We start from the raw sequence: 23,719 nt of genomic DNA on the forward strand, positions 1-23,719 counted from the left end.
TGACACCTCGGTCCCTTGTGGGAGCGGGCTTGCTCGCGAAAGCGGTGGGTCAGCCAACATCATCGTTGAGTGTGAAACCGTATTCGCGAGCAAACCCGCTCCCACAGGGATATGGGTCAATCCGGCAAATGTGTTAGCGCGTCGAAACCGGGCGTTTTACCCACACTGGCGACAGGCTGCTGCCGCTACCGGTGACGTACAGCACCGCGGCTTCGCCTCGTTCCAGGGCAACCGGTTTCACGTCGCCGACTTTGGTGGCGCCGTCGTACAGGGCCAGGCTGACTTTCACCGGGTTGATTTCACGCTCGCCACGGCCCTTGGCTGCCACAGACGGGACCACTTCGGTCTTGCCGTCGGCAGTTTTCAGGGTCAGGGCCTTGTCGCTGAGGTTCTGTACGCGAACCAGGGATTTCTGCTTGTTCTTGAACGGCGGCTCTTCGATCAGTTGTGGTGCGCCGCTGGCGTTGTTGACCAGGGTGTAATAGTGGTCGCCGGCCAATTTCACCGGCAGGGTCTGGCTGCCGACCTTGGCGCTGTAATCGCCGCCCGGCATGAAGCTGAAGTCGGTGCTGGACAGCGGCGCGACTTCGCTCAGGTTGGTGGTGCCAACAGTGGCGCTGACTTCAGCGTTACCGGCGTTGTAGACACGCACGAAACTGGAGCCTTTCGGTGCGGTCGGGCCGTAGAGTGCGGCGTCACCGGCGAAGGCCTGCATCGACAGCACGCTCATGCCGGCGACGAGAGCAACTGCTTTTAGGGAGCGAGCGGCGAGACGGCGAGGAGTAGTAGTGAAAGTCATGGTGTACCTCTCTTTCAGTTTTGCGCCCGGTCGGGCGTCTCGGATTTAGTGTTTGCAGCTACGTTTTGTTGGTTTACGCCGGCTTGTTTAAGCTCTGCGACCCACTGCGGGTCGGCGTCACCGATTTCGTTGTTCACAGGCAGATATCGTTCAGGGAACTCCCAGATCAGCACTTGTGGCGGGCTGTTCTTGAAGGCATCGCTTTTCAGGTAGCTGAGCATCGGCAGAATCGGGCCATGGCCGTCTTCGGCGTAATTGACCACGTCGCTGTGCAACGCTTCTTTCAGCGCACCGACGAAGTTCCAGTTCGGGTTGGCGCTGTAGCTGGTGCCAATCAGGGCCACCGGCACTTCAGTGTTGGCAAACAGGGCGTCATCACCGGCAGGCTGATCCTGGGCCGCCACGGTGTTGCGCTTCTGCAAAGGCTCCTGCGCCGGCATCAGGTTTTCGAACAGAGGGTCCAGCGGCAGGAACAAACGCAGGTCGCCCTTGTGCGTCACCTTCTCCGCAGGTTCGGTGACGAAGTTTTGCGGTTCGCCGCTGAGCGGAGCTTTGTCGGCGATGGTTTTGGCCAGAGTCTGGGCAGCGACTTGCGCGCCTTCCGGGGTCCAGTGGGTGTCGGTGCGCAGGAACACTTGCTGACCGTCTTGCTTGGCCTTTTGCAGCGGGCCGAGCAGGTCAGGGGCGAGGATCTTGTCGGCCGCCACACGAGCGTGGAAGTCCTTGTACAGATTGGCGTGGATACTTGCCGGCTTCTCTTCACCCAGATGTTCCGGGTACAGACGCGTCTTGGCCGGGACAATCGCCATCACCAGTTGCACGCCTTGTTTTTTCAAGGTCTGGCGCACGCCTTCGACCAGCGCGTAGTTGCCCTGCAGGTTCAACTCTTCGTTGACGATCGGGTGGAACTCTTCATCGCTGTAGAGCCACTGATCGCGACCGAGCACCACGCCCGGACGACCTTCGTTGAACAGTTTGAAATCCAGCGCGGCCCAAAGATTTGTGCCCAGGCGCTTGATCGGGAACTCGTCGTCGTAGTGCGTCTCGACGGCTTTGGTCCAGCGACCGTTGAGCACGGTCGCATCGGCGTTGGTACTGAAGCCGAAGAAGCTGCGTACCGACCACACGCCCAGGACCAGCAAGGTCACCAGGAACAGGGCGATGTAGAAGATGCGTAATGAGCGGGTCATAGTCAGATCCCTCAGAACTGGAAGTAAAGGAACGGCGAGAAGCTTTGCGCCGAGAGTTTGAGAATCGAGGCGATGAACAGCAGCAGTACCAGGGCGCGCATCACGTAACGGGACCAGTCAGCGGTCCAGTAGGCCGGTTGCACAGTCGCTTCAACGCCGACGGTGTAACCCGGTTCGTGGATGCTGGCCGGGTTGTCACCCGGTACGGCTTTGATCATTCCAGGCGTAGCCGCGGCAGGGCCATCGGCCTCGACGTTGACGGCAGGCTTGGTCTTGACCGGCGGCCGGTTGGTGTAGAAATCACGGATGCCGAAGAACGCCAGGGTGACGTAGGCCACCACCAGGGTTGCTACTTGCAGACCGGTGAGGCTGGCCTGGTTGAGTTCCGACAGCGACCATTCGCCGAAGCTGAACATCGCACCGTACATGCGACCGGCGACGTGCAGGTTTTCCGAGCGGAAGATCACCCAGCCCATGACAACAAGCAGGAAGGTCAGCGCCCAACGGATCGGGTTGATGCTGCGCGGCGAAGTGTTCAGGCCGAGGGCCTTTTCGATCGCCAGCCACATGCCGTGCCAGGCACCCCAGACGATGTAGGTGATGTTCGCGCCGTGCCACAGACCACCGAGCAGCATGGTCAGGAACAGGTTGCGATAGGTCATCAGCGTACCTTTACGGTTACCGCCGAGGGTGATGTACAGATAGTCACGCAACCAGGTCGACAGGCTGATGTGCCAGCGACGCCAGAACTCGGTGATCGACTGGCTGATGTACGGCTGTTTGAAGTTTTCCATGAAACGGAAACCCATCATCAAGCCCAGACCAATCGCCATGTCGCTGTAGCCGGAGAAGTCGAAGTACAGCTGCGCGGTGTAGGCCAGGGCGCCGAGCCAGGCATCGCCCGTGGTCGGGTTCTGCAAGGCGAAGCAATGGTCGGCCACCACCGCCAGGGTGTCGGCGATGAAGACCTTCTTGATGAAGCCCTGCATGAACCGCGTGGCACCTTCGGAGAACTTGTCGAGGGTGTGGGTGCGGTTGTTGAACTGGTCGGCCAGATCACGGAAACGCAACACGGGACCGGCGATCAAGTGCGGGAAGATCGCCACGAATGCGGCAAAGTCGATCAGGTTGCGGGTCGCCGGGGTATCACCACGGTAGACGTCGATGATGTAGCTGATGGACTCGAAGATGTAGAACGAGATCCCGATCGGCAACAACACGTGAGTCAGGATGAACGGCGACAGACCGACCGAGGTCATCATCGCGTTGATGCTGTCCACACCGAAGTTGGCGTACTTGAAGTAGCCGAGGATGCACAGGTCGACGCCCACGCCCAGGAGTAGCCAGCGCTGGGCCGGTTTGGTCCGAACGCCTGCCGCACCGACTTTCAGGCCGATCCAGTAGTTCCACAGCGTGACGGCTGCGAACAGCGCAAGGAAGTCCACACGCCACCAGGCGTAGAACACGTAGCTGGCGATCAGCAGCAGCAAGTTGCGATAGCGTATTCCGCTCAAGTAGTACATGCCGAGAAAGATCGGCAAGAACAGAAACAGGAACACGTTGGATGAAAATACCATCCCGATCTCTCCATGTTTAACCAACAGTCAAGGGCCAAGGCCCCCCCAAACCCCCCATCAAAATCCTGGGTGGTTGCATTACATTTCAAACCGCCGCGAGCCTCGCTCCTACAGGGTTTGCGTGTGTCCTAAGAACCTTTGTTGCCTTTCTCGCTGGCCGGGTCGTAGACCTTGGTCAAATCCCCGCCGAGGCGGAAGGTCTTGAACGGCTGCATTTTGTGTTTCTGTGCCAGCACATCCGGCGTGCAGGTGTAGAGCGAGCAGAACGGTTCGAGCCAGGCGAATTTCGAATCGACCTTGAGGTCGGTCATGTCCTGTTCTTTACCGTTCTTCTCCTCGAATTCATCCGGGTCTTCCACGCCTGCAAGCACGCGATCACCCAGGCGTTTCAAGGCGCCGTTGTTTTCCTGGCGCAAATCGACACCGTTGACCTGAGCGAAACTGGCGATCATCGCCAGTGGCGGCAGGGCATAGTTGTGATAGGCGAGGGCGCGTTGCTGGCGCTTGAGCTCGTTGGGCAGGAAGCCTTGGGCGTCGACCTGATTGACGCCGACCTTGTATTCCTTGACGGCCCAATCGAACAGATCGCGGCGGTTGGTGGCGACCGACGTGGCCATCACCGACCAGGCGGCCCAGTACGAGTGGTTGTTGGTTTGCTCGAGCGGCAGGTTGTCCCAGTCGCTGACCACCTGATCAGCCATTTTGCTGAACCAGGCTTCAATCACTTGCGCTTCTTCCTGGTGGGTAGCCAGTGGGTGCGAGTCAGAGAACTTCAGGCGGACATAGGACGAAGCCATGCTGCCCAAGGCCCATTTGCGCATGGACTTGCCGGTATGGTTGAAGTCCTTGGACATCAACGCGTCGGCCTTCGCCCAGGCAGTCAACCAGTTGAGCGTGCATTCCAGTTGTTCCGGACGACCGTCACGCATGAACTGCATCACCCGCTTGCTGGTGGCGCGCTCGATCTTGGTGATGTCGGCGGTGGTGTCGCGGAAGGCTTTTTCCGATGCCTCGTTCAGGGTCGAACGGGCCTTGTCGGAACCTTCGTATTTACTGCGAAATTGCAAGGCACCGGTGTAGGGCGTCGGCATCGCGTCGCAGCCTTCACTCTTGTCGCCGGTTTTGACTTTTTCAATGGGCGCAAAGTAACCCTGGGGCGGGCGAAGTGGCGCGGCAGCCTGGGTGGCGCCGGCGAACATCGCCAGCGTCAGCAGGGAGGGCGCGAGTAACTTTTTCAGCGTTCGGGTTTGCATGCAGTTCATAAGAGGTAGCCTCATTGCCCGGCTTGAGCGGTACGCTGCTCGGCGCCGGAGAACACGTTGCGTTTGCAGATTTTCGCTTCGACTTTCTGAGGCGTGGTACCTGGTTTTTCAGGTCCCTGGACTTCGACGGCCAGCAGATTCTGCGAGGCCCAGTCTTCGTCCGTGCGCAACTCGAAGGCGAAACGCCCGTCGGTTTCGGATGTTTCCGGTTTGTCGATCTTGATGTCCTCATGGCGCCCGTTCATGTACCAGAGGGTGGCTTGCAAGGTTTTCACCGAGGTGTCGGCGAAGCGGATATCGACCTGGTGGCTGCTGTTGCGCAGGTCCAGGTTCTTGCTGTTGACCATCAATTCGTTTTTGCCCGGTTTCAGCGTGGCGCTGGCGCTCATCTGCGCATCTTTGCCTTCGCAACCGTTGTCCAGCAGCGCCATCATTTGGCGGTAGATGGTTTCCTGATCGAGGCGATAAAGCGGCGAGAATTCCCAGATGAGGATTTTCGGCGGTTTGGTCTGGAACTCTTCACTGCCCAGGTACTGCAGCATCGAACCTTCCAGGCCACCGCCGGGGAACGCCACGTTGAGGATGTCGGCGCCGATGGCCTCTTCGAGGAAACCGGCGAAGTTGTAGTTCTTGCCACTGTGGCTGGTGCCGACCAGGGTGATTTCCGGATTGCCGGAATCACTGAACAGGTCGCCATCGCCCGCTTCGCCTTTTGGCTCGGTGGTGAACTGATCCATGTACTGGATCGCGTAGCTGGTGCCACAGAGTTGACCAGCCATGTTGTGTAACGTTCCGGTCTTGCCCATGCGACCCGACTTATGGGTCTCGAATTCACGCTTGGGAACGTCGGCGAAGGCCGGCAATTGCTTGACCTTCTCGGCAACGATTTTCGCTGTGCGCTGGGCGCCATACGGCGTCCAGTGTTGGTCGCCGCGGAAGTAGAAATCGTGAGCCGGCAGGGTGTCGGGCAGCGATTCGTTGGTCAGCGGCGACAGGTCCGGGACCACGTAGCCCATCTGCGCGAAACGCCCGAGCATGGTTTTGTAGTTCTTCAGCGCCTTGTCGAAATCGTAGCTCGCCTTCTCTGCCGGGTTCAGCTTGTTGCGGTTCACCAGGCCACGGGTCGGCTGGTAAACGATGACCAGTTCCACGCCTTTGCTCTTGAACGCATCGTGCAGTTGTTTCATGCGTTTGTAGCCAGCGGGTGTGGTGTCGAATTCGGTGCGCAAGTCTTCTTGCGTACGGAACAGCCAATCGCCCTGCGCCTGCACCAGTGTGGTGAAGTTCTGCTGATAGCGGGTGGTGTAGTTCTTCGGGTCGTGGGCTTCAGGGCAGAGGTTGCAGCAATCATCGGCCTTGAAGCTGGGGGCTTTGGCGTCTTCGGCACGTACGCCAGTGCTCGCCGCAAGAATGCCAGCGGTCAGGGCCGACAGGCTGAGTAATTTGATCAAGTGTGGGTGCATAAAATTATCCTCAGTCCTGCATTTTGGTCTGGCGTTCGACTGGGTCGATCAGCACGGCTTTCTGCTGGCGCACCAGCAGGTCGAGAATTTCATCCTGGCGTTCGCCGAGGATCCCCGAGAAGCTGATGCCGCTGGATTTGGTCGGCGCGAGCATCGACACGCGATACAGCTCCACGCTCAGCGGCGAGTCGATCGACAGTGGTCCGCTGCCATTGGCGGCCAGCTCACCACCGACCACAATCAGGGACACCTGGGCGTCGAACGGGTCGAGCTTGATGTCCCGGTCGGTGTCGCTCAGGTCTTTGATGTGCCCGTAGACACCGGTCAGGCCGTTGGCCATCGAGACGTTTTCATACAGGCGAATGTTCACGCTGTTACGAATACGGATGCCGTGGCGCTTGTTGCTGATCACCTTGTTGCCCCACAACAGGTTGTCGGCACTCTCGTAGAGGGTGATGCCGTCGGTGTGGTTCTTGTAGATCTCGTTGTAGGCGATCAGGTTGTTCACACTGTTACGGTCGATCACCAGACCCGACAACTTGTTGTCGTAGCTGCGGTTGTTGAAGATGAAGCTGTCATTGACCTCACGGGAAATAATGATCCCGTGCTTCTTCTTGGTCCCGAACACCGTATTGTCGGCGATGATCAGACCGTGGGAACGGTCATGGGGGTCGATGCCGTAGACGATGTTGTCTTTGTAGGTGTTGCCCTTGACCACGAAGTCGCGGGTTTCGTAGCAGTAGAAGCCGTACCACATGTCCGAGAACTCGGAGCCGACGATCCAGCCGGTCGGTTCAGGGCGCTTGAGCACCTTGGCCATGTTCGGCGTGTATTGGGAAATACTCACGCCGTAGGACTTACTGTTGGCGTAACCGAAACTGGCGATCTTGCTGTTGGCAATGTAGGTCTCGGTGCCACCCCAGGACAGCAGGAACGGACGGAACTCCTTGGGCGACTTGAAGGTCGCCGGGCCGTTTGCCTTCTCGCTCCAGCCAGTGATTTTGCTGTCACGCACGAACAGCTGGCCGTCGTTGACCAGGAACGAACCGGCCTCTTGGGACAGGCGCAATTCCTGGGTCTGCTTGTCGATTTCCAGAATGCCCTTGTTACCCACCACGATCGGCAACTTCGCCAGGAACACGCCCGGCGAGGTTTCGCTGAAGTACTGCTTGGGCAGCTTCTTCGCCAGGTCCTTGAGGTTCATGTAGCCGTCGTCGACGAAGATCGCCTGCGGGATGCCATGCTGACGCACCACCCACTCGGCCATCTTGTTGTCGCCGCCGATGAAGTCCTTCAGGGCGTTTTCCTGCATCATCCGGCGCACGCTGATCTTGCCGGGTTTGGTGCGCACGATTTTCGCGGCGATGGCTTCGGCGGTGTAGCCAGAGGTGTCCGGCAGTTTCGGCTTGGCCAAGTCCAGCGGCGCGGTTGGCGCGCTGCTGACGGTGTAGGTCTTGGCCTGTTGCAGCCCTTTAGCTATGGTCGCCGATTTGCCCTGTTGCACAGGCTTGGCCGGTTCGACGGTGGCGAAGGCGGCTGCGCTGGCGAGCAGCAGCGCGCCGGCCAGCAGGCTGATCGAGCCTTTCTTGGCACTGTTCATGTCGGGCACTCCCTTCGCGGTTTGCATCAGAAGCGCCAGACCACGTCGACAAACGCGCGGTGCATGTAGGAGTCGACTTCTTTGCCATACGCATCGCCAGGCTTGAACACACCACCACGGAACCGTACCAGTGCTGAAGGCTCATCGATCGACTGGCTCAACGCTGCTGGCAGCAGGCCTTGCTTGAAGTACTTGGTGACCACCAGGTCCATTTCCTGACCGAGGTCTTTGTTGCCATCTTCCAGCGGCAGAGAGGTGCTGGAGAGGATTGCGCCGGTCACGTCGTCGGTGTTGTTTTCGACGGCGTTGATGCCATTGCTGCCCACCGGCTTGTTGCCGTCCACGCGCCAGAACTTGTGGTAGATCAGACTGGCGTCGTATTCGTCGTTGAGCATCCACGAGCCGAACAGGGTAGCGGTCTGCATATTGTTCATTTCGCCACGGAAGGCTTCGCCGAAACGGTGAACCCGCGAGCGTGTACCGGTGTAGTTCGAGCGATTGCTTTCCAGACCGGTCTGTTCGTACTCGGCGCTGGCACGGGCATAGGCCGCACCGACTTGCCACTGCGGATCGAGGCGCAGACGCAGGCCGATATCGGTGGCCCAGCCATTGAGGTCTTCACCACGTTTGGCTTCGGTCGGGCGCGTGCCATCGGCGTTCAGCGGGTTGACCGTGTCGGTGTCGCCGCTCATGCCGGTGATGCTGCCCCAGTAATTAACGGTGTTGGTGTTGCGCCAGTTGTAGGCATCGCTATCGGCGGTAAGGCCGAGCCAGCTGATGTCGCCATTCTGTTTTTTATCCAGCGAATCGCCGGCAACGCCCGGCTCCGGGTAGTCGAGCTTGCCGTCATCGTGAGTGTGATGACCGCGAATGCCGACCCAGTTACCCGGCGACCATTGAGTGGCAACGTCGCCGAAAACGTGCAGGCGATCTTCGTCCTTGGGTGCCAGCTCTTTCAAGTCGGTGCGGTATTCGCTGAAGCGTTCGGCGATACCGACGTTGGCGCGCAACAGGGTGGTGTCGAAGGTCCAGTTCAGGGCTTCGATGTTGGTGTCGCGCCATTGGCCGTCGTCGTTGCGCAGGCGTTGGCGACCGAGCTTGAGGATCTCGCCAGGGTAGGGCGTGAGGCCGCTGTAGCCGACCCAGAACTCGCGCATCGCCAGGTAGTTCTTCTTGGTTTTGCGATCACCGTTGTCGGTGGTCTGGGTACCGTCGCTGTCGGACTGTTGCAGGGTGTCCGTTTCGATGATGTCGGTGGACGTCACGGCCTGGCCCATGGCGTAGGCGCTCCACGCGCCGCTTTCGCCGTATACCCATGGACGCAGGTCGAGGCCAACGCCGTTAACGTCGCCGCCACTGGCAGTGCCCAGGTCACGGTCGTCTTCGGACTGGCCGGTAACTTTGACTTCGAGGCCGAAGTTCTTGTCTTCGGTCAGGGCCGCCAGGGTCGGGCACGACCACAACAGGGCGAATGTAAGGCCAATACCGGCCTTCACGAATGGATTAAGCTTCATAGGGATTCCTCGCCGTCTTCTTCTTGCAGGGCGTGCAGTTCCAGCGTGTCCGGACTCACGGCACTACGAATGGCCTGCTCTTGTTTCAGCAGGCGTTGGGCCTCGGCCAGCCGGTCAGGCGGCAGTTGCGCTTCGATGGTTTGCGCAAGCTCATTGGCTTGTGGGGTGTTTTGAGCCTTCGCCAATTGGCTGAAGACATAAGCGTTGACCGGGTCGGGTCGGGTGCCCTTGCCTTGGGAGAACAGTTGGGCAATGGCGAAATCGGCGCTGTTCTGGCCGTTACGCGCAGCGGTCAGCAAGTGATCCAGGGCTTTTTGCGGATAGACCTTGCCCAGATAACCACGACGGTAAATCTGGCCGAGGTAGTAATCGGCGGCGACTTCCCGGCCGACGGCTTTCTTGAAGTGCTCTTCGGCGACCTTGGCGTCGGCCGGCACCATTTTGCCTTCGAAGTAGAGCTTGCCCAGCAACAGTTCGGCGCGGGGCTGATCAGCGGCGCGGCCGTTGTCCAGGTACTTCATCATGGTGTCGACGTCGCCCAGTTCCGGGAAGTCGTAGAGCAATTGCGCCAGGCTGACCCAGGATGCCGGGTAGCCAGGTGCGATGCCTTCGAGCAGCGACTGAGCGGTTTTCTCGTCGGTCTTGCCCAGGCTTGCATCGCCCAGTACGCGAGCCACGCTGTCCACACGTTGCGCAGTGACGACGCCACGGCTTTGACCCGCCTGCATCTGCTTGATCAGTTCTGCCTGTTGCTCTGGCTGGCCGCGTTTCTGATAGACCGTGGCCAGTTCGACGTAGCAGATGTCGGTGGTGTTCAACGCGGCTTTGCAGATCTTTTCCACGTCATCCAGGTGTTGGTCGTAAGTGCCCTGAGTGCGATAGAGCAGCACTTGCGCCAGACCGGCTTCCGGTTTGCCTTCGGTGCGCCATTGGCTGATCTGCTGCTGCGCGTTGACGTTCGGGAAACTGTGCGGGTATTGCAGGTACAGCATCGCCAGCGGGATCAGGGTGTTGCCTTCGCCATTGGCCGAGGCTTTCTTCAACAGCGCTTCGGCTTCGAGATGTTCGGCTTCGGTGGCACCGGGTTTGGCCACCAGCAGACGACCCAGGCGAGCCTGAGCCCGCGGCGAGACGCTGGCCGCGGCACGGTAAGTCGCCTCGGCCTTTTTGATTTGCGCCGGGTCACGGCTGTCGACTTGCAGATCGGCCAGGCCAACCTGAGCTTCGCTGTAACCCAGGTCTGCCAGCTGCTGGTAGTTCTGCGCCGCCAGCGCGGTGTCGCCGCGCTTGAGGGCTTCATTGGCCAGACGCTGGTCGGGCAGGCCGGCGCAGCCGCTGAGGCTCACCGCTAACGCCAATGCACAGAGTGCACCCTTGTGGGAGCGGGCTTGCTCGCGAAGCAGGCGCTGCGGTGCATCAGGCAGACCGTGCTGATCCCTTCGCGAGCAAGCCCGCTCCCACAAGGTGTGCGGTGTGTTCAGGATTTTTGTGATGGTCACGGGCATGTCCTCTGTTTAAAGACCGGCGGCCATGGCTTTGTTGATCAGCCAGCTCAGGTTCGGGCCACGGGTGCTGTTCACTTCCACCGGGCGACCGGCGAAGGCGCTGTCCAGCGGCTCGTCAGGTTTGATCTGCACGCGGATGTCGGATGACAGGTCGGCGCTTTTCAGGCTGGTGCTGCTGACGATCTTGCCGGTACGGGTTTGGTCTTCGCCGGCGATCTGGAAGCTGACGGTGGTGCCAGGACGCACGTCGCCGAACTGGCGATAGGAGAAACGCGCTTCAACGTTGGCTTCGGTGTTACGCGGCACCAGTTGGAAGATCACGTCGCCTTTGCTGGCGTACTGACCGTTAGCCACCAGTTGCTGAGACACGGTGCAATCGCACGGCGACGTCAGGGTGCCGGTCATTTGCTTGCCGAACAGTTCTTCAACCTTGGATGGTTGCAGTTGACCTTCGTCCAGATGGCCCTTGAGTACGTCGAGCATGCTGGTGCTGAAGGTCGCCAGTGGGGCGCCTTTGGCGGCAACGCCGTCAGCCTTGATCAGGCTCTGCACGGTGCCGTCGCGCGGCATGGTGATGTTCATGCCCTGCACGCTGACCAGTCCGGCCTGGGCGTGGCTGACGAAGTACATGCCGTACACCGATTTGAAGATGAAACCGAACGCCACCAGGCCGACCACGAAGATACCGGCGCTGAAAGTCACCGCTTTCAGACGGCCCAGCGGGGTCATGCCGTGGCCGCCATCCTTGACCTTGCGCGCCTTGGTGAAGTTGTCGCGCTGCAGGGTCGCCAGCATTTCACCCACACTGACGATGTCGCCGGCCAGGTGCGAGGTGATCAGGTGGCGCAGGGTGGAAATGTCACGGGGTTCCAGGTTCTGGAACTGGCAACCGATGCGACCGGTCTGGCGATCCACGGAGCGGATTTGCAATTCCACGTCCATGGCCAGGCCGAGGTTATCGATCACGAATTGCAGGCGGGCCTTATGCACATCGCCGACCTTCAACGGCAGCTGACCGGCGTTGAACGCCAGGCCGCCAGCGGAAAGGTCGATGAGCCGGGCTTCAACCGGAATCCGGTCTGGACCGAAGAAACGCAGCTTGGCCGGGATTTTCACGCGAGCGTGTTGGCGCTGGGCTTCGGATTCGTGCACTACGTTGGAGTTGACGGCGGTATTCATATGGGCGATTTCCTAGTTAATTCAGGCGAGTTCGGTCAGACCATCAGCAGCAGCACGGCGACAAAAATGCTGCCGGCGGAGAAGGTCATGGTCCGAGACGACCAAGTGTTGAACCAACCTTGAAAGCTGGCGAGATCACGGGTCAGGGAAGTGGGCTGGCGACTCCAGGACTGTCGGTCGAGGCGGAAGAACACGTAGATCTTCACCAGCGCGCCGACGATCTGGTTGTAATAGAGAATCGCCGGGTAAGCCGGGCCGATCCGGTGACCGGAGCAGGACAGCAGCACGGTCAGGATCAGGCGGGTGATGCCGATCCACAGCAGGTAAACCAGGATGAACGCGCTGCCGTACTTGAAGGTGGCGAGGATGGCCACGGTCAGGCCCAGCAAGGACGTCCACATCGACACGCGCTGATCGAACAGCACCACCGACGTGAACAGGCCGAGACGTTTCATCCCCAGGCCCAGGGCGCGGGAGTTCTGCCGCAGGTTGTTGCCGTACCAGCGGAACATCAGTTTGCGACTGGCTTTGATGAAGCTCTTTTCCGGCGGGTGTTCCACGGTATGGATCGCGGCATCCGGCACGTAAAACGTGTCGTAGCCCAGACGCATCAAGCTGAACCAGCTCGACTTGTCGTCACCGGTCAGGAACTTGAAGCGGCCCAGGCGCCAGTGTTGCAGCGAGTCGCTTTCCACATCGGCGATGAAGTCCGGGTTGGTGACCACGGTGGCGCGGAATACCGACATCCGGCCGGTCATGGTCAGCACGCGCTTGGACAGGGCCATGGAGCACATGTTGATGTGGCGCTGGGCGAATCGCAGTTTGTGCCATTCGCTCATGATGTAGCCGCCGCGTACTTCGCAGAACTCGTTGGTGGTCAGGCCGCCGACATTGCCGAACAGCTGGAACCACGGCACGGTCTTGAGCACAACGCCTTCGGCCAATACGGTGTCGCCATCGATCACGGCAACCACGGCGCGGTCGTCCGGCAGGTGGCGTGAGATAGCGCGGAAACCGTAGGCAAGGCCATCGCGTTTGCCGGTGCCGGGAATGCGCACGAAGTCGAGCTTGACCCGTGGCGGTGGGTTCATGCGTTTCCAGAGGCTCTTGACCAGCAGCTCATCGGACATTTCGACGATGGAGCAGACCACGGTGGTCGGCAGTTCGCAGTCGATGGCCTCGCGGATTACCGAGCTGTAGACCTGAGCGGTGGTCAGCGCGTCGATACGGAAGCTGGTGACCATCAGAAATACATGGGACGGGTCTGCCGCTTTGCCCAGCTTGCGCACTTTGCGCCGCAGGTGCGGGTAGACCACGTACAGAAACAGCATGCCGCGCAGAAAGTGCGTGGCACCCATCGAGTAGCGCCAGATACCGACGATACCGATCAGGAAGATGAAGTCCTTCGACTCGGAGTCGAACGTGGACGTAGGCAGCGCCATGGCGATGCCCATCAGTAAACTTAGGTAAAACAGCCAACCGGCGGCCTGAAGTAGGCCGTGCTTTAGCCTGTGCATAATCTGCATCCGTCTCGATCTCGGGCGAGCCTGTGGGGTGGCCCGATGGGGTTAAGGCAGGCGTAGAAAGCCAAGTCGATCTCATCAGACCTGTAGGAGCGAGGCTTGCCCGCGAAGGCGGCGTACCTGACACATCACGTCGCCTGGTTCGCCGGCAAGCCTGGCTCCTACGAGGAAGGTGTGTTACCAGCAGATGCCTTCAGTCCGGCCGCTCACGCTGGTGGCTTTGGACATGAAGCCAACCAGGTCGACCACTTGCTTGCCGTGTGGAGCTTCCAGCGCCAGGGCGCGGAATTTCTCGTCACGGTTGCCGAGGATGATCACGTCGGAGTTTGCGATCACATCGTCGAAGTCGGCGTTGAGCAAGGACGAGACGTGAGGGATCTTCGACTCGATGTAATCCTTGTTCGCACCGTGGACACGGGCGTATTCGACGTTGCTGTCGTAGATGCTCAGGTCGTAACCCTTGCCGATCAGCATTTCCGCCAGATCAACCAGCGGGCTTTCGCGAAGGTCGTCGGTGCCGGCCTTGAAGCTCAGACCCAGCAGGGCGACTTTGCGCTTGTCGTGGCTGGAGACGATGTCGAACGCGTTCTGCACCTGGGACTCGTTACTGCGCATCAGCGAGTTGAGCAGCGGTGCTTCCACGTCCAGGGAACCGGCGCGGTAGGTCAGGGCGCGCACGTCTTTTGGCAGGCAAGAGCCGCCGAACGCAAAGCCTGGGCGCATGTAGTACTGGGACAGGTTCAGTGTCTTGTCCTGGCAGACCACTTCCATCACTTCACGACCGTCAACACCGACGGCCTTGGCGATATTGCCGATTTCGTTGGCGAAGGTCACCTTGGTGGCGTGCCACACGTTGCAGGTGTACTTGATCATCTCGGCAACGGCGATGTCCTTGCGGATGATCGGTGCGTCGAGTTCTTCGTACAGCGATTGCAGAACGTCACCCGAAGCCTTGTCGAACTCGCCAATAACGGTCATTGGCGGCAGATCGTAATCGGCGATCGCGGTGCTTTCACGCAGGAACTCAGGGTTGACCGCCACGCCGAAATCGACGCCGGCTTTTTTGCCGGAGCAGTCTTCGAGGATCGGGATCACCACGTTTGCCACGGTGCCCGGCAGGACGGTGCTGCGAACCACGATGGTGTGGCGGGTGGTCTTGTCACGCAGGACAAAACCGATCTCGCGGCACACGGCTTCGATGTAGTTCAGTTCCAGGTCGCCGTTCTTCTTGCTCGGCGTGCCGACGCAGATCATCGACAGGTCGGTGTCGCGAATCGCCTCGGCGAAGTTGGTCGTGCCGCGCAATTTGCCCGTCTCGATGCCCTTCTGCAGAAGTTCGCCCAAACCCGGTTCAACGATCGGCGATTTGCCGGCGTTGATCATATCGATTTTGTCTTTGGCAACATCGACGCCAACGACGTCATGGCCCCGTGCAGACAGGCAACCGGCACATACTGCGCCGACGTAACCCAAACCAAATATGCTGATGCGCATCGCAATTACCTCTCAGTTAATCAAACCTGTGTTCATCAAGCCATTACATGGCCGGATTTAATGGTGTTCAGCGGTCATAGTGCACTCGCAAGTGCGTCTTAAAGGCGCCACAATGCCGTGTGCAGGCATACTAAGTTCCGAGTGTCTAAATAAGTGCACTCAAGATGTGCGCAATCAGGCCTTATTGTTATGACTTGCCCTGTTATGCAGCCGATCCTCTTTTGAGAAGACTTCCGTGCAAAGGTCTTGCGCGCTCAATGCCAGGCCCGAAAGCCCGTAAATCAAGCGGTTGGGTGCTCAGGTGAGCACGTTTATAGGGGCGCAGCCGTGGCCTTGTAGGGGATAGTAATGGTGCGTTATCTCCTGTCCTTCATGTGTTGCCCAAATAAGTGATCAGTAAGCCAAAGTAAGTGTGACAACTTCGCTACATCGATCTCTTGTCTGTGTAAGTTATCTCGCACAATCACCGAGAGAATCGTTACCGGTGGTATGAGCGGCGCATTTGGACATAGTTCCTGTCCGCCCATCGCGAATTCTGAAATTTCTTGAAATATTGAAAAAGATGGCACTGCTTTCATATTGATAGCACTTGCCCTTTGGCCCTTTATATATGGGGCGATTGTCGCGCTGGATATGTTTTTGCCACTACGAGTAAAAATTTTCAGTGCCACTACTGAAAAAAATGATCAATGTCGAGTGAAACTAAAGTTAGAAAATGGAGTGCTTGAATATTGGCGCCAATAAAGCGGCGAAAAGGAAAGGATTGTTCGACGATCGAAGGGGGGGGGGGCGCACGACGAAGTAATGGGTGTCGTGCGCTGACTTAGTGCAGGCTCCATTACTCCGGTGCGTGATCGCGCAGGAACACCAGATTGTCCGGTTTAGACTGTTCGGCGCTGTAGCGATAACCCTGAACGTCGAACTGCTTGAGGGCGACCGGGTCATTGATGCGTTCTTCAATGACGAAGCGACTCATCATCCCGCGGGCCTTTTTCGCGTAGAAGCTGATGATTTTGTACTGGCCGTTCTTCAGATCCTTGAACTCGGTATTGATGATGCGCGCGTTCAAAGCACTGCGTTTGACCGCCGAGAAGTACTCGTTGGAGGCCAGGTTCAGCAGCACGTCATCGCCTTGATCGGCCAAGGCTTCGTTCAGCCATTCGCTGATCCGTGTACCCCAGAAGGCGTACAAGTCCTTGCCCCGGGCATTGGCCAGTTTGGTGCCCATCTCCAGCCGATAGGGCTGCATCAGGTCCAAGGGGCGCAGCAGACCATACAGGCCGGAGAGCATGCGCAAGTGCTGCTGGGCGTAATCGAAATCGGCTTCGCTGAAAGTTTGTGCATTCAGGCCGGTGTACACATCGCCCTTGAATGCCAGCAACGCCTGCTTGGCGTTGGCTGGGGTGAAGGCCGGGGTCCAACTGCCGAAACGCGCGGCATTGAGACCGCCGATCTTGTCGGAGACGTGCATCAATTCGCTGATCTGCGCCGGTGTCAGGTCGCGCAGTTGCAGGATCAGTTCCTGGGAATGGTCGAGGTATTGCGGCTGAGTGAAGCGCTGGGTCGCCGGCGGTGTTTCGTAATCGAGGGTCTTGGCGGGGGAAATCACCATCAGCATGAAGTCGTCTCCTTTAATCGTGGGGGCGATTCTAGGGGGTTGTCCTTGTTGACTCCAGCTATCAAGTCCATAGGTGATCGGTAGCTATGTACAAAACCTGTAGGAGCGAGGCTTGCCCGCGAAGGCGATGTATCAGTCGGCATCATCGGTAACTGGCACACCGCCTTCGCGGGCAAGCCTCGCTCCTACGGGAGATCAGTGCTGCTGCGGGAATGTGAGCGGGATCAGCTATAGTGCCGCGCGGGTTTTGTTATGGAGACATCCCATTGCGTATCGTTTTTCTATTCTCGGCCTGGCTCTTGAGTTTTGGTGCCATCGCTGCGCCGGGCGATGTGGCGACGCTGGATCGCAGCACCTGGCCTGAGCAGCTCAGCAGCCCGACGCTGTTTGACGTCGCCTCGCGGGCCGAAATCCTCATGTTTGCCCGGGTTCTGCTGGCCAGTGAATCGCTGGATGAAGCGAGCCTGGCTCAACGCCTGGGTCTGCGCACCCTCAATCTGGAGTCGGTCAACCAGCTGCGCCAACGCCTGTGGCAGCGTTTGCTGACCAATTACAACTTCGCCCAGCAGAGTTGCGATCAGGATGCCTCCTTCTGTTTCCTGGTCGAGGACATGGCCACCTTGCGTGAGCAAGCGACGAAGTTTCAGGTGAGCGACGACAGCTATTACATCAAGTGGGCCGAGCCGAGCCGGTTGTTCCATGCCCAGTACCTGGACGAGCAGTTACGCAAGGCCGCGCTGTTTCCGCAGACCAGCAGCGAAGTCGATCGTTTTGGCGACTATGAGCGCAATGGCGAGGCCATGAATGATCGTCTGTTTCTGCTGACCTTCGACAGCGCCGCCAATGCCACGCCCGATAACACGGCCTGGGTCACCGAGTACCTGCGCAAATCCAGCATGAGCGCTACGTTCTTCGTCCTCGGCAAGGACATCCAGGCCCGCCTGGCCGATCGTTCGGTGGCCAGCCTGCAAGGGACTTATTCGCAGCAATGTGTTGGCGTGCAAGGCTGGGAGTTTCGCTCCCACAGCCACTGGCAAGACTGGCAGGACTCGGTGCGACGCAGCGTCGAGCTGGTCAAAGGCAAGCTGCCGGAGAATTACGTGCCGCTGTTTCGCCCGCCCGAGGGGCAGCGTCGATCCGATGCCGAGGGCTTCTTCACGTCTCAGGGCTTGCGGGTGGCATTGTGGGACATCGATGCCCAGGACGGCGCCGGCAAGCTCAAGGGCAGCCAGAGCGCACAACGAGTGTTAACCCTGATGCTGCTGTGGCGGCACGGGGTGATCAATTTCAATGTGAAGCAGGATGCGCTGAAAACGGCGATGCCTTGGCTTGTTACGCAAACGGCGCCAAGCGGGATCGGTTGGGCAGACTGTCAGGACGCGTTTCGCTGAAAACGACAAAAGGCCGTAAACATTGAGCGAAGAACGATTTTTTGAGGGAAATAGGTGCAGGCGGACTTCCGACTTTAACGGCACATTGCCTGCACGCCAAGGGCTATTCGTCACTCTGAAAAATAAACTTCAAAAAAGCGTCAAAGTGCTTTTTTCTGTCACAGGTTTTGGGGTATTACGAAGACAGACCGCCGAAACCTGCAACACAGGTGGCGTCTCCCAAGACCCCAGTTTGTGTGCAGTTCACTTGACTCCTCGCAGGTGAATTCGGCGGCCACTTCGAGGCGCAGCACCGTCATGGTATTGCGTCGACTGGCTCCCACAAAGGTGACCGAGTATGGATGATCACGGACGTAGCCCTTCTTCCAACCAGCCAATCCTTTATGTACTCGATACCAACGTATTGATTCACGATCCAAACGCCCTGCTTAATTTCGAAGAACACCACGTCGCCATCCCGATGACCGTGCTTGAAGAGCTGGATAAGCTCAAGAGCGGGCATCACAGCGTTGCCGCGGAATGCCGCCAGGCGATTCGCCTGATCGACAAGACGTTGGGCGATGCCAGCCCCGAAGACGTCGAACTCGGCGTACCGATCCAGCGCGGCAAGAGTGGGCCCAAGGGTTTGCTGTCAATTCTGATGAGCAAGCGCACTGAGCCGAACATCATTCTGCCCGAGCATCTGAACGACAACATCATCATCAACCAGTTGATCGACCTGCGCGCGCGCGATGCAAAACTGCCCGTGGTGCTGGTCACAAAAGACATCAACATGCGCCTCAAGGCCCGGGCTTGCGGGATTGCGGCCGAGGACTACAGCACCGACCAGTTGGTCGACGACGTTTCGTTGCTGCCCAACGGTTATCACAACATGACCGGTTCGTTCTGGGATCGGGTGAGCAAAGTCGAAACCCGGCAGGATCATGGTCGCACCTGGCACCAGGTGCAGCTGATCGACAACCTGCCCGCGGTACACGTCAACGAGTTCATCATCGACGAACAGGGCTTTGTTGGCTGGATCAAGGAAATCCAGGTCGACAAGTTGCTGATCCTCGACCTGCATCAGGAGCCTCTGTTGCACCAGGAAGCCTGGGGCCTGAAACCGCGTGACATCTATCAGAGCCTGGCGCTGTACGCCTTGCTTGATCCGGACATTCACCTGGTCAACCTGTCCGGCGCGGCCGGTTCCGGTAAAACCATCCTGGCCCTGGCGGCGGCCATCGAGCAGACCATGGTCAGCAAACGCTACCGGCGCATCATCGCCACCCGCAGCGTGCAGGGGCTGGACCAGGAAATCGGCTTCCTGCCTGGCACCGAAGCGGAAAAAATGGAGCCTTGGCTGGGCGCCATCACCGACAACCTCGAAGCGCTGCACATGGACGACGAAAACACCCATGGCAGCGTCGACTACATCCTCAGCAAAGTGCCGTTGCAGTTTAAATCCCTCAACTACATCCGAGGCCGCAGCTTCCAGCAGAGTCTGATCCTGATCGATGAATGCCAGAACCTTACGCCGCACCAGATGAAAACCATCATCACCCGTGCCGGCGCCGGTTCCAAAGTGGTGTGCCTGGGCAACCTGGCGCAGATCGACACCCCTTATCTGTCCGCGACCAGTTCCGGGCTGACGTACTTGACCGAGCGCTTCAAGGACTTCCCCAACGGGGTACACATCACCCTGCAAGGGGTGCCACGTTCGATTCTGGCCGAATACGCCGAATCGCACCTGTAGCCCTCACCAGAACCGGGCGGCCCAAAGCCGCCCGTTTTTTTGTACCCGACACATAACCCCTTGTAGGAGCGAGGCTTGCCCGCGAAGACGTCGGCACATCCGACATCAATGTGACTGACACATCGCTTTCGCGGGCAAGCCTCGCTCCTACAGGGGCATGTCTATCCGATAATCAAACGTGCGGAAATCTGACCCGCAGGTTTACAATCGATGCTCCTGATCAGGAGTATCCCTGTGCTGACTCATCTCGATTCCCAAGGTCGCGCCCATATGGTCGACGTCACTGAAAAAAACGTGACGTTCCGTGAAGCGACGGCCCAAGCGCTGGTGCGCATGCTGCCCGAAACCCTGCAGTTGATTGTCACGGGCGGCCATCCCAAGGGTGACGTGTTCGCCGTGGCGCGGATCGCCGGCATCCAGGCGGCGAAGAAAACCAGCGATCTGATTCCTCTGTGCCACCCGTTGATGCTCACCGGCGTCAAGGTCGAACTCAGTGCCGAAGGCGACGACACCGTGCGCATCGTGGCGTGCTGCAAGTTGTCCGGGCAGACCGGCGTCGAAATGGAAGCGTTGACCGCAGCCAGCGTTGCGGCGCTGACCATTTATGACATGTGCAAGGCCGTGGATCGCGGCATGACCATCGAGAGCGTGCGGCTGCTGGAGAAACTCGGCGGCAAGAGCGGCCATTTTCGGGCGGATCAGCCATGAACATTACCGTGAAGTTTTTCGCCCGTTACCGTGAAGCGCTCGGTGTGGACTCGGTGAAGGTCGAAGGTGATTTCGCCACGGTCGACGATGTGCGCACGCTGCTGGCCCAGCGTGACGGCGCCGAGGTACTGAGCGAGCAAAACCTGATGTGCGCCCGCAACGAAGACCTCTGCCAGCTCGACGAGCCGGTGAGCGATGGCGATGAAGTGGCGTTTTTTCCGACCGTGACCGGGGGCTGAGCCATGGCTATTCGCGTGCAGCCTACGCCGTTCGATCCGGGTACTGAAGTCAACGCCATGCACGCAGCCAACGTGGGCGTTGGTGCGGTCGTGAGTTTTGTCGGCTACGTGCGCGACTTCAATGACGGCCTCGATGTCGCTGGGATGTTTCTGGAGCACTACCCGGGCATGACCGAAAAAGCCCTGGGCAAGATTGCCGCGGAGGCCGAGCAGCGCTGGCCACTGTTGAAGCTGGAAGTGTTGCACCGCATCGGCGCGCTTGAGCCGGGCGAGCCGATCGTTTTCGTCGGCGCCGCCAGCGCCCACCGTCAGGCGGCGTTCGATGCCTGTGCCTTTGTCATGGACTACCTGAAAACCCGCGCGCCGTTCTGGAAGAAAGAAAATACCCGTGATGGGCCGCGTTGGGTGGAAGGGCGTGACAGCGATCATGCGGCGGCGGATCGGTGGAAGCAGTAAGCAACCCTTCGCGAAGACCGCGTCGCGGTTTCGATTATTAACAATCGCTTAAAGGTTAATCCGTGCTTAACCGGTTTATCGTTTATTCCCCCGACTTCAGCGGCCCGTTCAAGGCTCTCAAAGGGCAGGGGCTGCGTGTAGACTTTCGGACAACCGATATCCACGGACACAAAAGGGAAACGCGATGAGCGAGGAAACCATGCGGTTGGGACGTGAGCGGCGCTATCTGGTGTTGCTGGGCATTATCTGCCTGGCGCTGATCGGTGGCGCGCTGTACATGCAAGTGGCTCTGGGCGAGGCACCGTGCCCGCTGTGCATCCTGCAACGCTACGCGTTGTTGCTGATTGCGCTGTTCGCCTTTATCGGCGCAGCGACACGCACCCGCCGCAGCGTCACGCTGTTCGAAACGTTGGTGGTGATCTGCGCCATTGTGGGCGCCGGGGTGGCCGGGCATCACGTCTATACCCAGTTTTACCCGGCGGTCAGTTGCGGCATCGATGTGCTGCAGCCAATCGTCGACGGCCTGCCGCTGGCGAAGATCTTCCCGCTGGGCTTCCAGGTCGATGGCTTCTGCTCTACGCCGTACCCGCCGATCCTCGGCTTGTCCCTGGCACAGTGGGCGCTGCTGGCCTTCGTGCTGATCATGGTGCTGGTGCCGCTGCTCATATCGCGTAACCGCAAAGCGCTGCGCTGAGGCTGTACGTCGTACTGTTGCAGGAAGCAAAAAAACGCCCCGGTTCTCGTTGAGAGGCCGGGGCGTTTGCATATTCGCAGGTCAGGTAAAAAGACCTTGATGCTCGACAAGGAAGGGTGCGACACGTATGCGACATGTTGTCACAGCTTGAGTGTCGCAAGGCATTTCAAATCGCTGATTCAGGGCATCGCTTTGCAGCAAAAACCTGCTCTTCCAGGCACTGTCGGTTTCAGCGCTCGTCAGTCGAAACAGGCAGTTTTAACAGGGCCTGGCAAATTGGCAAAGCCCTTGTCACATAGGGGGTAGAGCAGGGTCGAAGGCGAGCGCAGAGCCTTGGAAGCTGTCTGAACTTCGCGTGGTAGACCTACTATTTTTGGTGTTTTTGTTGAGAATGTATTTCGATACCATGGCGCACTTTTGCAAAAGCCGTGAATGATTGTTGTCGGATCGGATATAAATTATTTCGGGATGAGACATGGTTTATGAATCGTTACATATCTACAATCGCCCGCACTGAATTCCCGGCACTGCTCACCCTTACTCAGGTGCATGAGCAGAACCAGGGTGTCGAGAGGTCTGATGGCTTCATGCGACTCCCAGGTGTCGGTGCCTTCCGACTATCCGCACCAAATGGAATTGGTCTGTAACAAGGCCCTTGACCACGAATTCGAATAAGAACTCACCGCAGGCCCAGCAATTGTCGAACAGCGTCTGACGCGCGACGGGCAGGCCCTTATTCAATCCAAGAAAAATGCCAACCCTTGGCAGGGTGAAGTGTTGGCGATCAAAACCCAACTGCATTGCGCAAGCTGCTTTAGAGGTCGTGAGATGAGTAAAAACAGGTACCCCAGACTACTAGGCTTATTGCCGCTGCTCGGCACGTTGTTGCTGGGAGGCTGCAACATGACCTTGCTCGATCCCAAGGGCCAGGTCGGCCTGGATGAGCGAAACCTGATCATCACCGCAACGCTGCTGATGCTGTTGGTCGTCGTGCCGGTCATCGTCATGACCTTCCTGTTCGCCTGGAAATACCGCGCCTCCAACAAGGACGCCGTTTACACGCCAAAATGGTCCCACTCCACCAAGATCGAAATCGCGGTGTGGACTATTCCGGTACTGATCATCATTGCCCTGGGTTACGTCACCTACAAGTCGACCCACGCCCTGGACCCATACAAGCCACTGGAATCCGACGTCAAGCCGATCACCATTGAAGTGGTCGCGCTGGACTGGAAGTGGCTGTTCATCTACCCGGAACAAGGCATTGCCACGGTCAACAAGATCGTGTTCCCGGCGCACACCCCGATCAACTTCAAGATCACTTCGGATGCCGTGATGAACTCGTTCTTCATCCCGGCCCTGGGCGGCCAGATCTACGCGATGGCCGGCATGCAGACCAAGCTGCATCTGATCGCCAACCAGAACGCTGAAATGGACGGTATCTCCGCCAACTACAGCGGCGCGGGTTTCACCGGCATGAAATTCAAAGCTATCGCCACTTCTCAGGAAGATTTCGACGCCTGGGTAAGCGAAGTCAAAAAGGCACCTAAAAAGCTTGAACAAGCTGAATACGCAGCCCTTGCCAAGCAAAGCCAGAACAACCCAGTCGAGCTCTACTCCTCGGTCACGCCGAACCTGTTCCAGATCATCGTCGACAAGTACGAAGGCATGAAACCGGGTCCGAAGGTCAAGCACGAGAAGAAAGAGAAAGAAGTGGCCGCTACGCAAGGAATGGACATGAACTCGCATTCAGCTGCCGGGGCAGAGGAGTAAAC

At 58.8% G+C, this 23,719-nt stretch carries 19 protein-coding genes; 7 read left to right on the plus strand and 12 right to left on the minus strand.

What is annotated here, in order from left to right; genetic code table 11:
- Positions 1-133: 133 nt before the first annotated feature.
- The 12 genes from KW837_RS23110 to yaaA all read right to left on the minus strand — a co-directional run bounded on the left by KW837_RS23110 (position 134) and on the right by yaaA (position 16,724).
- A complete protein-coding gene (locus KW837_RS23110) occupies positions 134-799 on the minus strand; it encodes an alginate O-acetyltransferase AlgF (protein ID WP_192346120.1) in 666 nt (221 codons plus the stop codon).
- Positions 800-813: 14 nt separating this feature from the next.
- The gene (locus KW837_RS23115) at positions 814-1,989 is read right to left on the minus strand and encodes an alginate O-acetyltransferase (protein WP_218398735.1); all 1,176 of its coding nucleotides are present in this window, start codon (positions 1,987-1,989) and stop codon (positions 814-816) included.
- A gap of 11 nt (positions 1,990-2,000) precedes the next feature.
- On the minus strand, positions 2,001-3,566 hold the full coding sequence (locus tag KW837_RS23120) for an MBOAT family protein (protein WP_192346116.1): 1,566 nt from the start codon (positions 3,564-3,566) through the stop codon (positions 2,001-2,003).
- Positions 3,567-3,694: 128 nt separating this feature from the next.
- Positions 3,695-4,828, minus strand: coding sequence for a mannuronate-specific alginate lyase (locus KW837_RS23125; protein WP_218398736.1), 1,134 nt, complete (start codon positions 4,826-4,828; stop codon positions 3,695-3,697).
- 11 nt (positions 4,829-4,839) lie between these two features.
- Positions 4,840-6,291 (minus strand): alginate O-acetyltransferase, encoded by a 1,452-nt coding sequence (locus tag KW837_RS23130; RefSeq protein ID WP_192346112.1) that lies wholly within the window; start codon positions 6,289-6,291, stop codon positions 4,840-4,842.
- Positions 6,292-6,301: 10 nt separating this feature from the next.
- Positions 6,302-7,891 carry a mannuronan 5-epimerase AlgG gene (algG, locus tag KW837_RS23135; protein WP_218398737.1) on the minus strand — a complete coding sequence of 530 codons (1,590 nt, stop codon included), beginning with the start codon at positions 7,889-7,891 and terminating at the stop codon, positions 6,302-6,304.
- Positions 7,892-7,917: 26 nt separating this feature from the next.
- Positions 7,918-9,405: an alginate export family protein gene (locus KW837_RS23140; protein ID WP_218398738.1), complete on the minus strand. Its 1,488-nt coding sequence runs from the start codon at positions 9,403-9,405 to the stop codon at positions 7,918-7,920.
- Positions 9,402-10,904: an alginate biosynthesis TPR repeat lipoprotein AlgK gene (algK, locus tag KW837_RS23145; protein WP_371317162.1), complete on the minus strand. Its 1,503-nt coding sequence runs from the start codon at positions 10,902-10,904 to the stop codon at positions 9,402-9,404. The genes KW837_RS23140 and algK overlap by 4 nt, the downstream gene beginning before the upstream one ends.
- A 15-nt stretch (positions 10,905-10,919) precedes the next feature.
- Positions 10,920-12,089: an alginate biosynthesis protein Alg44 gene (locus KW837_RS23150; RefSeq protein WP_218398740.1), complete on the minus strand. Its 1,170-nt coding sequence runs from the start codon at positions 12,087-12,089 to the stop codon at positions 10,920-10,922.
- A gap of 35 nt (positions 12,090-12,124) precedes the next feature.
- A complete protein-coding gene (gene alg8, locus KW837_RS23155; RefSeq protein ID WP_371317164.1) occupies positions 12,125-13,606 on the minus strand; it encodes a mannuronan synthase in 1,482 nt (493 codons plus the stop codon).
- A 183-nt stretch (positions 13,607-13,789) separates the two neighbouring features.
- Entirely contained in the window at positions 13,790-15,106 is a 1,317-nt protein-coding gene (locus tag KW837_RS23160; RefSeq protein WP_123501037.1) for a nucleotide sugar dehydrogenase, read from the minus strand.
- 838 nt (positions 15,107-15,944) lie between these two features.
- Positions 15,945-16,724 (minus strand): peroxide stress protein YaaA, encoded by a 780-nt coding sequence (yaaA, locus tag KW837_RS23165; RefSeq protein ID WP_123501039.1) that lies wholly within the window; start codon positions 16,722-16,724, stop codon positions 15,945-15,947.
- A 266-nt stretch (positions 16,725-16,990) separates the two neighbouring features.
- On the opposite strand from yaaA, the gene KW837_RS23170 reads away from it, so the two are divergent.
- The 7 genes from KW837_RS23170 (at position 16,991) to cyoA (ending at position 23,717) form a co-directional block, all read left to right on the plus strand.
- On the plus strand, positions 16,991-18,115 hold the full coding sequence (locus tag KW837_RS23170) for a polysaccharide deacetylase family protein (protein WP_218398741.1): 1,125 nt from the start codon (positions 16,991-16,993) through the stop codon (positions 18,113-18,115).
- 337 nt (positions 18,116-18,452) lie between these two features.
- Entirely contained in the window at positions 18,453-19,847 is a 1,395-nt protein-coding gene (locus KW837_RS23175) for a PhoH family protein (RefSeq protein ID WP_007896403.1), read from the plus strand.
- A 234-nt stretch (positions 19,848-20,081) separates the two neighbouring features.
- Positions 20,082-20,555, plus strand: a complete 474-nt coding sequence (moaC, locus tag KW837_RS23180; protein ID WP_218398742.1) for a cyclic pyranopterin monophosphate synthase MoaC — start codon at positions 20,082-20,084, stop codon at positions 20,553-20,555.
- On the plus strand, positions 20,552-20,794 hold the full coding sequence (gene moaD / locus KW837_RS23185) for a molybdopterin converting factor subunit 1 (RefSeq protein WP_218398743.1): 243 nt from the start codon (positions 20,552-20,554) through the stop codon (positions 20,792-20,794). The genes moaC and moaD overlap by 4 nt, the downstream gene beginning before the upstream one ends.
- Positions 20,795-20,797: 3 nt before the next feature.
- Positions 20,798-21,250: a molybdopterin synthase catalytic subunit MoaE gene (gene moaE / locus KW837_RS23190; protein ID WP_192346100.1), complete on the plus strand. Its 453-nt coding sequence runs from the start codon at positions 20,798-20,800 to the stop codon at positions 21,248-21,250.
- 184 nt (positions 21,251-21,434) lie between these two features.
- Positions 21,435-21,944, plus strand: coding sequence for a disulfide bond formation protein B (locus KW837_RS23195; protein ID WP_218398744.1), 510 nt, complete (start codon positions 21,435-21,437; stop codon positions 21,942-21,944).
- An 828-nt stretch (positions 21,945-22,772) separates the two neighbouring features.
- Complete coding sequence (cyoA, locus tag KW837_RS23200) at positions 22,773-23,717, plus strand: ubiquinol oxidase subunit II (RefSeq protein ID WP_218398745.1); 945 nt, start codon at positions 22,773-22,775, stop codon at positions 23,715-23,717.
- The last annotated feature ends 2 nt before the right edge of the window (positions 23,718-23,719 follow it).

Source organism: Pseudomonas sp. PDM24 (genome assembly GCF_019218905.1).
GTDB lineage: Bacteria > Pseudomonadota > Gammaproteobacteria > Pseudomonadales > Pseudomonadaceae > Aquipseudomonas.